General features: G+C 64.6%; 6 protein-coding genes and 1 pseudogene. 1 reads left to right on the top strand and 6 read right to left on the bottom strand.

Features of this window, described 5'->3' with window-relative positions; all coding sequences use genetic code 11:
• Window positions 1–295, top strand: a pseudogene (locus EOA38_RS23100) (hypothetical protein); the annotation flags it as partial.
• Window positions 296–360: 65 nt separating this feature from the next.
• Here EOA38_RS23100 and EOA38_RS23095 read toward each other — a convergent pair.
• The 6 genes from EOA38_RS23095 to acpA form a co-directional block, all read right to left on the bottom strand.
• Entirely contained in the window at window positions 361–1,785 is a 1,425-nt protein-coding gene (locus EOA38_RS23095) for a hypothetical protein (protein WP_127300329.1), read from the bottom strand.
• Window positions 1,786–2,096: 311 nt separating this feature from the next.
• A complete protein-coding gene (locus EOA38_RS23090) occupies window positions 2,097–3,719 on the bottom strand; it encodes an ABC-F family ATP-binding cassette domain-containing protein (RefSeq protein WP_126094738.1) in 1,623 nt (540 codons plus the stop codon).
• A gap of 263 nt (window positions 3,720–3,982) precedes the next feature.
• Window positions 3,983–4,726 carry a 2OG-Fe(II) oxygenase gene (locus EOA38_RS23085; RefSeq protein ID WP_126095977.1) on the bottom strand — a complete coding sequence of 248 codons (744 nt, stop codon included), beginning with the start codon at window positions 4,724–4,726 and terminating at the stop codon, window positions 3,983–3,985.
• Window positions 4,727–4,980: 254 nt separating this feature from the next.
• On the bottom strand, window positions 4,981–5,505 hold the full coding sequence (locus EOA38_RS23080) for a hypothetical protein (RefSeq protein WP_126094739.1): 525 nt from the start codon (window positions 5,503–5,505) through the stop codon (window positions 4,981–4,983).
• A gap of 10 nt (window positions 5,506–5,515) precedes the next feature.
• A complete protein-coding gene (locus tag EOA38_RS23075; protein WP_126094740.1) occupies window positions 5,516–5,938 on the bottom strand; it encodes an OsmC family protein in 423 nt (140 codons plus the stop codon).
• A gap of 221 nt (window positions 5,939–6,159) precedes the next feature.
• Window positions 6,160–7,078 (bottom strand): acid phosphatase (acpA, locus tag EOA38_RS23070; RefSeq protein ID WP_127300328.1); only part of this gene is annotated, 919 nt, incomplete at its 5' end.

The raw sequence follows: 7,078 nt of genomic DNA, 5'->3' as shown, positions 1-7,078 counted from the left end.
CGTCAAGGGCGATCGCGTCCTGATCGCCGAGGCGCCGGCGGCTCCTGCCGTTCCAAAGATTGCGGCCTGCGAGGCCTTGTGGACCGCGGCGGATGCCACCGCGCAGAAATTCCAGCAGGAATATCAGGGTTCGGACCTCAAGGACCAGCAGGCCTATGATTCCGCCAACGCCGCCTGGGAAAAAGGCGACGGCGACTATCGCGCCTGCATGGGCGAGCGCCTGCCGGACGACCCGACCTTCCCGGCGCTGCTTGCTCAGGCGCAGGAGCTTGCCGACCATATGGCCGGCAAGTAGCTATAACTATTTGTTTTTGCGCAATTCCGGAAACCGTTACACACTTTCCCGGAATTGCTCTGATCTCAGCCCGCGTTGAGACGCAGGTTGCGCCGAGGCGTGCGCCGGGCGGTGGGACGCGCCACTTCCGCGATGATGCCGTTCGCGGGAGGCGCAACGTCGCTGCGCGACCTCGCATCCGTCACCCTGTGCAGCCGCTCGTAGGGCAATAGCTCCTTGATGCGGGCGTTCAGCGTCACGATCTCGGCTCGCAGGTCCTCGCATTCCTGCTTCTGGATATCGAGCTGGATCTGGTCGGACGCCTGCTGCAAGGTGAGCTGCGAGAGATTGGTGCTGGCGACCGACAGGTTCTTCTTGTCGATTTCGCTTTCGTCCCTGAGAACGGCCAGCCTTTCTTCCGCGATCTGCCGTTCGGTCACGGCATCGTTCAACTGAACCTTGAGCCTGGTCATCTCGGTCGAGGCTTCGCTCTGGTCGTTCGAGGCCTGCTCGAGGCGGGTTTGTAGTTCCTGGATCTCGGAACGCAATCCGCGGTTCTCGGCATGGCTCCGCGCGAGCTCGGCCGCGCCATCGCTTTCGGCAATGCGGGCCGCCTCGGTTACCTCGGCAAGCTTGGCCTGCGTCGTCTCCAGCGACTTCTGCAGCCGGGCCTCTTCCTTCTCGTGCCTGCCGAGTTGGGCCATCAGGTCGGCGACGCGCGCCGTTTCGTTGGCATGGGTTGCGGCGAACTCGTCGAACTTGTGCCGGGCCTCCGCCTCGCGCTTCTGCGCCTGCTCCAACTCGACGGAAAGGCCGACCTGCTTTTCGCGCAACAGCTTGTTCTCGGCGGCGCGCCTGTCGGCCTCGACGGTCTTGGCGGCCAGCGACTTGACGATCTCGCCGAACTCCGCCTCGCGCTTGGCGCTCTCATTGCCCATCTCGACCGTTTCGAGCCGCACCGCCGCAAGCGCCTCGCGCAGCGACTCCCGGTCCTGGACAAGGCTTGCCTCGCGCTGTTGCCAGGCTTCGGCCGCGCCGTCGCGTTCGCGCTGCTTCCTGGCGGCGTCGAGCAATTGTTCCGACATGGTCTTGTGTTCGGCGCCCAGAGCCGCATTTGCCAGCTCCAGCTCATTGGCGCGGAGCGCATCGCGATGCAGGACATTCAGGATCTCGCGCGTCATCTGGTGCGCGGTGGCGATCTCGCCCAGCCTCGCCTCGATTTCCTCGAGATGGCCCTGTCCGTCACGGAAAAGCCCGGCGACAGCCTCCAGCGCGGCCAGCCGCGTCTGGGTATGCGGCGTCAGCCGAGATGCCGCCGGCTCCGGCTGGCCTTCGGGCGGCGGACCCTCATCGCTTGCCGCCAGCTCCTCCCCGGCGACCGTATCGTCCTCCAAGGACGTCTGTTCGTCAGACGCGAGACATTCCTCGAAGGCCTCGGCCAGATCCGACTGGAGCTCTTGAAATTCCTTGTCTACGTTTTCGGCACGCTTGATCAGGGATTTGAAATTCATAACGCTACACCTCTTACGCTCACTCCCGCCGAATACTTAATGAATTGCTAATCTATCCCTTTACAATCCGTACGGGAAGCCTCCGCGAGACAAACAAAAATTAAGGTTATCGTGGGTTTCCAGACGCTTGCGCGATGTTCCGCCAGCGTCACTTTTTTCAAGCCCGATAAGTGCCTCTTCGGCCTCGCGGGCACCCCTTCAAACGACGGAGCCTGACAAACGAAAAACACATCACGACTGATCGACGATCAATGGGGCAACGTTCCCCGTCCGGGCGCCGGCTGAATTCCACTAAGGCGAGCAGCCTTCCTCTACCCTCTCAGCCCCGGCGCTTCCTGGCCGGTGCGGGCGACATACTCCGTATAGCCGCCGCCATAGGTGTGGATGCCGTCGGGGGTGAGCTCCAGCACACGGTTGGAGAGCGCGGCCAGGAAGTGGCGGTCGTGCGAGACGAAGAGCATCGTGCCTTCGTACTGCGAGAGCGCCTCGATCAGCATCTGCTTGGTCGCTATGTCGAGATGGTTGGTCGGCTCGTCGAGCACCAGGAGGTTGGGCGGATCGAACAGCATCAGCGCCATCACAAGGCGGGCCTTCTCGCCGCCTGAGAGCACGCGGCACTTCTTCTCGATCTCGTCGCCGGAAAAGCCGAAACAGCCGGCCAAAGCCCTGAGCGGCGCCTGGCCGGCCTGCGGGAAATTGTCTTCCAACGTCTGGAAAACGGTGCGCTCGCCGTCGAGCAGCTCCATGGCGTGCTGGGCGAAATAGCCCATCTTGACGCTCGGGCCCCGCGCGACGGTGCCCTGGTCCGGCTCGGAGGCGCCGGCGACCAGCTTCAGAAGCGTCGACTTGCCGGCGCCGTTGACGCCCATCACGCACCAGCGCTCGCGCCGGCGCACCTGGAAGTCGAGGCCGGCATAGATGGTGCGGCTGCCATAGCTCTTATGGATACCCTTCAGCGTCGCCACGTCCTCGCCGCAGCGCGGCGCCGGCTGGAACTCGAAGGCCACCGTCTGGCGCCGCTTCGGCGGCTCGACGCGGTCGATCTTGTCGAGCTTCTTCACCCGGCTCTGCACTTGCGCCGCGTGCGAGGCGCGCGCCTTGAAGCGCTCGATGAAAGCGATCTCCTTGGCAAGCATCGCCTGCTGGCGCTCGAACTGTGCCTGAAGCTGCTTGTCGGCAAGCGCCCGCTGCTCCTGGTAGAATTCGTAATTGCCGGAATAGGAGGTGAGCGCGCCGGCGTCGATCTCGATCACCTTGGAGACGATGCGGTTCATGAACTCGCGGTCGTGCGAGGTCATCAGCAGCGCGCCGTCGTAATCCTTGAGGAATTTTTCGAGCCAGATCAGGCTTTCGAGGTCGAGGTGGTTGCTCGGCTCGTCGAGCAACATGACGTCGGGCCGCATCAAAAGGATGCGGGCGAGCGCGACGCGCATCTTCCAGCCGCCGGAGAGTTTTGCGACGTCGCCGTCCATCATCTCCTGGCTGAAGCCCAGGCCGTCCAGCACCTCGCGGGCGCGGCCGTCCAGCGCATAGCCATCGAGCTCCTCGAAGCGGTGCTGCAACTCGCCGTAGCGCTCGATGATTTCGTCCATCTCGTCGGCGCGCTCAGGATCGCCCATCGCATGCTCGAGTTCGCGCATCTCGGCGGCGACCGCGCTCACCGGGCCGGCGCCCTCCATCACCTCGGCGACGGCGCTCAATCCCCCCATGTCGCCGACATCCTGGCTGAAATAGCCGATGGTCACGCCGCGATCGATCGAGACCTGCCCCTCGTCGGGCTGTTCCTCACCGATGATCATGCGGAACAGCGTCGTCTTGCCGGCGCCATTCGGGCCGACGAGTCCGATCTTCTCGCCCTTCAGCAAGGCGGCCGAGGCTTCGATGAAGACGATCTGACGGCCGTTCTGCTTGCCGATGTTTTCGAGGCGGATCATGGGACGGTCCGGGTAGATGCGCTGAGATGGCGGGATTTGCCCGGGGCATACGCGAATGAGGGAGCGGAGGAAAGAGCGCAAACGCCGCAGATGAGGTGATCTCCCCCCTTGAGGGGGAGATGGCCGGCAGGCCAGAGGGGGTCGTCTCACTTAGAGTGCCGACGTTTTGTCGAAGCGGATAAGAGGCTGGCGCTCCACGCGCGGCGACCCCCTCTGTCGCCTTTGGCGACATCTCCCCCTCGAGGGGGGAGATCAGCCGCGCCCTACTTGGCGTCGTGAAAAATGATCCCCACCGTATGCCGCCGCCCCGAGCGCAGGCGGCTGACGCCGTGGCGGAGGTTGACGCGATAGTACCCTTTCGTGCCCTGTACTGGACGGTTGTGCACGGCGAAGATCACCGCATCGCCTTTCCTCAATGGCACCACCTCGGCGCGGCTCTGCATGCGCGGGCGCTGTTCGGTCAGCACGAACTCGCCGCCTTCGAAATCCTCGCCGGGCTGGGACAGAAGGATCGCCACCTGCAGCGGAAAGGCGAGCGCGCCGTAGAGGTCCTGATGCAGGCAGTTGAAGTCGCCGGGGCCGTATTGCAAGAGCAGCGGCGTCGGCTTGGTCTGGCCCTCGTCATGGCAGCGCTTGAGGAAGGCGGCGTGGTCGGAAGGGTAGCGAAGGGCGGCACCCATCTTCTCGTTCCAGTCGTTGGCGACCGTGGCGAGCCGTGGATAGAGTGCGGTGCGCAGGCCTTCGATCAGATCGGGGAGCGGATAGCGGAAATAGCGGTACTCGCCCTTGCCGAAGCCATGGCGGGCCATCACCACATGGCTGCGGAAATGCTCCTCGTGCGGATAGAGCGCGGCGATTTCGGCGCATTCCTCGGGCGACAGCAGGCCGGGCATGACGGCTGAGCCGTGGGTGTTGAGCTCCGAGACCAGAGCGCGCCAGTTCTGCGCGGCGACGCGGGATTCGGCTGAGCGGCTGGTGCGCTTCGTGTTCAGGGAGTGGATGGTAATGGTCGCCTCCTTTGATGTGATCAAAGTGGGGCGGAGGCGATGTCGCGGCCACCCGATTCCTGCGGAGATGGGCGCGGGTTTCCCCTCCCCCCTTGTGGGAGAAGCTGTCGCCGAAGGCGACGGATGAGGAGGATTGGAAGGAGTGAAGCGGTGGCGATTTCAAGCCTATCGCCCGGCTGGAACACCCCTCATCCGTCTCGGCGCTATCGCGCCGATCCACCTTCTCCCACAGGGGGAGAAGGGGAAGCCGCGACTCACCGCCTCCGATAGCCTTCGAGCTCCGGATCAAGATCCACCTTTACCGCATTGGTGAAAACGCACGTCGCCACCATGATGCCGGCGAAGGCGACGAGGTTGACGAGCAGCGTCTCGTCGTAGCGCGTCTTGAGTGCGGTCCAAATTTCGTCCGGAATGTCGTTGGCGTCAGCGGCAATGGCATTGCCGAAGGAGATCAACAATGCCTCGTCGGCGGACGGCATGATCGCTTCCGGATCGAGGCCATTGTGGATCAGCGCGCGGCGGAAGAAGGTGACCGGGATTTCGGCGCGCATCGTCTCGGCGATCGCCTTCGAGAACAGCCAGATAGCGCGGTCGTCGAGCGTGGGCCGCAAGAGATCGCGCAGCGTGAACCACTCGGCGTAGATGCGGTGGGCTGCCGGCGAGTGCAGCAGGATGCGCTTCATGTTGGTCATGCGGCCGCGCAGCGCGAGCTCCCGGTCATGCTCGGCGCGGATTTCTTCAGAGGCGGTCGCGTAGTCGATCGGGGAAAGATGCGCCACTGGGTGCCCCTCACCCCAGCATCGCGTTAAGCGCGGGCGCGCCGCGCAGTGTGTTGGAGACGGTGCAGATCGTCTCGGCATCCTCGACGATGCGCTGCTTGGTGGCCGCGTCGAGATCGCCGGAGATCTCCAGCTGGATGGTGAATGTGACGACCCGCGAGGGCTCGTCCTTCGCCTTCTCGCCGCTGACATCCGCCCTCACCTCGCCAAGCCGGTCGGCGACGCCGAGGCGGTTCGCCGCGATGCGCGCGCTCAGCACCATGCAGGCAGCCAAGGAAGCATAGAGCAGGTCGAGCGGGTTGAAGCCCGGCGCACTGACCGAGGTCACCACGTCGACAGTGCCACCGGTCGGCGTCGTCACCGCCGGCAGGCCGCCCGGCGGCAGGATGGCGAGTGCACCGGTCGCACGAGTTCTGATTTTTAGCTCGCTCATCGAATGTCCTTCGTCCGATCTGGCTGAAGAGCCATCAATAGCGGACGGGAATTCGTCAGGGCAATCGCGGAAGGCCATTTCCTCGCCCGCGAAAGCAGGGGAGAGGTGGCCGCGAAGCGGCCGGAGCGGGGGCCTTCGTAGGGCGCTCCCCCTCTCCGTCTCGGCTTCGCCGAGCCACCTCTCCCCACTTCGTGGGGGCGAGGAAACTCAACCCAGACGCGCTACTTCGTCAGATCGAGCGCCGCCGTCAGATCGCCCATCGGCGGCTGGTCGTTGTTGCGCAGCGCCTTGTCGCGGGCGATGAGGCCGGGCAGCACCGGCAGGTCGTAGCGGGCGGTGATGAAGCGCAGGATCGAGGTAGTATCATACTGCGTGTGGTCGACCGTGCCCATCTTGGCATAGGGCGAGATGATGAGGGCCGGGACGCGGTTGCCCGGGCCCCAACGATCGGCCTTGGGCGGCGCGACATGGTCCCAGAAGCCGCCATTCTCGTCATAGGTGACGACGACCAGCATATGCGCCCATTGCGGGCTCTTCTCCAGATGCGCGACGATATCGGCAAGGTGCTTGTCGCCGGAGGTCACGTCGGCGTAGCCGCCATGCTCGTTCAAATTGCCCTGCGGCTTGTAGAAGGTGACGGCCGGCAGCTTGCCGTCGTCGATCGCCTTGATGAACTCGGTGCCATCGAGGCCGCCGTCCTTGATATGTTCGGCCCGCGCGGCCGTGCCCGGCGCATAGGCCGCGAAATAGTTGAAGGGCTGGTGGTGAAACTGGAAGTTCGGCAGCGCCGTCGCGTTCTTGCCGTCGAGCGTCGCCTGCCAGGCACCGGCGTACCAGGCCCAACTCACGCTCTTCAGCGAAAGCAGATCCCCGATGGTGATGTCGTGCTGCGGCGGCAGCGTGGTCGGCTGCGCCGGATCGGCCAGCGCCTTGTCGCCGCCCTCTGCCGGCTTGTTGGCGCTCGGCTGGTAAGGCGGCTGCATGGTGTTGACGGCGTAGAAGTCCGGCGTGATCGCGCCGTCATTGACGAATTTCGGCGCGCCGGCGAGCGCCGAGGCCGGCGAATCTTCGGCCACCTTCAGCGTCACGCCGTCCGGCTCGACAACAGCTATCTGGCCCTTCACCGGGCTGGTGTCGGCA

The sequence above is a fragment of the Mesorhizobium sp. M1E.F.Ca.ET.041.01.1.1 genome, assembly GCF_003997355.1.
GTDB lineage: Bacteria > Pseudomonadota > Alphaproteobacteria > Rhizobiales > Rhizobiaceae > Mesorhizobium.
This window is presented reverse-complemented; position numbering and strand designations above follow the sequence as displayed.

Excerpts from the sequence above, each read along its gene's own strand:
- EOA38_RS23095 (WP_127300329.1), bottom strand. The coding sequence starts at position 1,785 with ATGAATTTCAAATCCCTGATCAAGCGTGCCGAAAACGTAGACAAGGAA.
- EOA38_RS23090 (WP_126094738.1), bottom strand. The coding sequence starts at position 3,719 with ATGATCCGCCTCGAAAACATCGGCAAGCAGAACGGCCGTCAGATCGTC.
- EOA38_RS23075 (WP_126094740.1), bottom strand. The coding sequence starts at position 5,938 with ATGAGCGAGCTAAAAATCAGAACTCGTGCGACCGGTGCACTCGCCATC.